1 protein-coding gene is annotated in these 1620 nt (G+C 55.1%); it reads left to right on the top strand.

Annotation, left to right across the window (positions count from 1 at the left end; translation table 11 throughout):
- Positions 1-389: 389 nt before the first annotated feature.
- Positions 390-1532: a porin gene (locus AWB64_RS30520; RefSeq protein ID WP_060859142.1), complete on the top strand. Its 1143-nt coding sequence runs from the start codon at positions 390-392 to the stop codon at positions 1530-1532.
- Positions 1533-1620: the final 88 nt, after the last annotated feature.

Below are 1620 nucleotides of genomic sequence, written 5' to 3'. Positions count from 1 at the left end.
CAATTTGGACGCGACAACCTCGATTCCCTTACGTCCCATGATCTTCTCCAGCACACTATGAGTCGATGATAGAACATATGGGATTTACGTAAAGTTACTTTTGGGACGGGACCCTAGCTCGGGCCCTTGGATCCTTTACTAGATCCCGCGTCTCTCGCTAGACGCCGTTCGCACAAACTCGCTAGTGGCAGCTCGGTCAACGGCGCCAGCACGCTTCTGCAGTGATATTAACCATTTGCTCAATCGGAGCGCCATTTTTTTCAACTTGCACAGGATATCGCGCTGGCAGAATTCAAACACTGCACTAACAAATCGAAAAGCTCACAGGCGCGCGGTGGTATCGACACTGCTTTCTCAGCCAAGTGAGCAACATGATGGAGACGAAGCAAATGAAATATCGGACCGCGATGTGCGTCTGCGCTGCGCTTCTTTGCGCTTCTTTGTCTGCTCGGGCGCAAGACGAAGAAGAAGACGCACCGCCCCCAAGGCCTGTGGGCGCAAGTACAGTGACGCTGTACGGTTTGATCGATCAAGGTGTTGAGTTCGTCAACAACGTTGCCAATGGCAAAAATAAGACGGCGAACGGATGGCGCACGGGGGACGGAACCGCTACCTCGTACTTCGGTATCCGAGGCAGCGAAGACTTGGGAAGCGGAGTAAAAGCGATCTTCGATTTACAGGGCGGATTCAGCCCGACGACCGGTGCATCAAGGCAGGGCGGACGTCTGTTCGGACGGCAATCGTATGTTGGCATCGATGGAAAATACGGTCGCCTGACTTTCGGTCGTCAGTACACGATGCGCTTCTACGGCATTTCCTTCATCAACCCTTTCGGCACTGGCGCGCAGGGTTTGACGACACTCGACAACGGAATCGCCAACGCACGTGCGGATAACTCCGTCAGCTACCGCTACTTCATGGGCGACTTCGAAGGCGGTGTCAACTACAGCTTTGGCCGCGATGCGGTCGCGGGCAATAGCAACGTTGCGACCAATTGCCCGGGCCAGACCTCTCCTTCAAATCAGTGTCGGGAGTATTCTGCGTTGCTGAAGTATGAAGGGCATGTCTGGGGGCTGGCAACTTCCTACGAACGCAACTATGGCGGTACTTCCGCAACTTGGGGCGGTCTCACCTCGCCGGATCTCACGGACAGCCGCTTCACGCTAGGTGGCTACTTCATGATCCAAAAGGCGAAGTTTGGTGTGGGCTGGATCCGGCGAGTGAACGAAGGAATAGCCACGCCAAGAAGCAACCTCTTATGGGTGACTGGAACGGTCCCGGTGACGCCGTTTTTCCATATTGACGGAATGCTGGCACAGCTTAGATACGCTCACTCGCCTGACAAGGCGCTGGTCGAGGTCTTGCGCGGCGAATATCTGCTCTCCAAGCGAACTCTGCTGTATCTGACCGGCGAGCACATTCACAATTCCGGCAATCTTGCTCTCGCCGCGACGACGCTTGCTCCGGTGCCGACACCCACGGCCGGTGGATCTCAGATTTCTGTCATCGCAGGCATCCGGCATACGTTCTAAGAGAGAACAGGGTAAGCGCGAATTTATCAGCACATAGCGCCCGAATTGGGAGCAAGGCAAGCTGTGTCCACTGATTAACAGTGGACAC

Source organism: Caballeronia sordidicola (assembly GCF_001544455.2).
Taxonomy (GTDB): Bacteria; Pseudomonadota; Gammaproteobacteria; order Burkholderiales; family Burkholderiaceae; genus Caballeronia; species Caballeronia sordidicola.
The sequence above is the reverse complement of the archived record's forward strand: the minus strand, read 5'-3'. Positions and strand labels throughout refer to the sequence as shown.

Coding starts and splice junctions, on each gene's coding strand:
- AWB64_RS30520 (WP_060859142.1), top strand. CDS start 390: ATGAAATATCGGACCGCGATGTGCGTCTGCGCTGCGCTTCTTTGCGCT.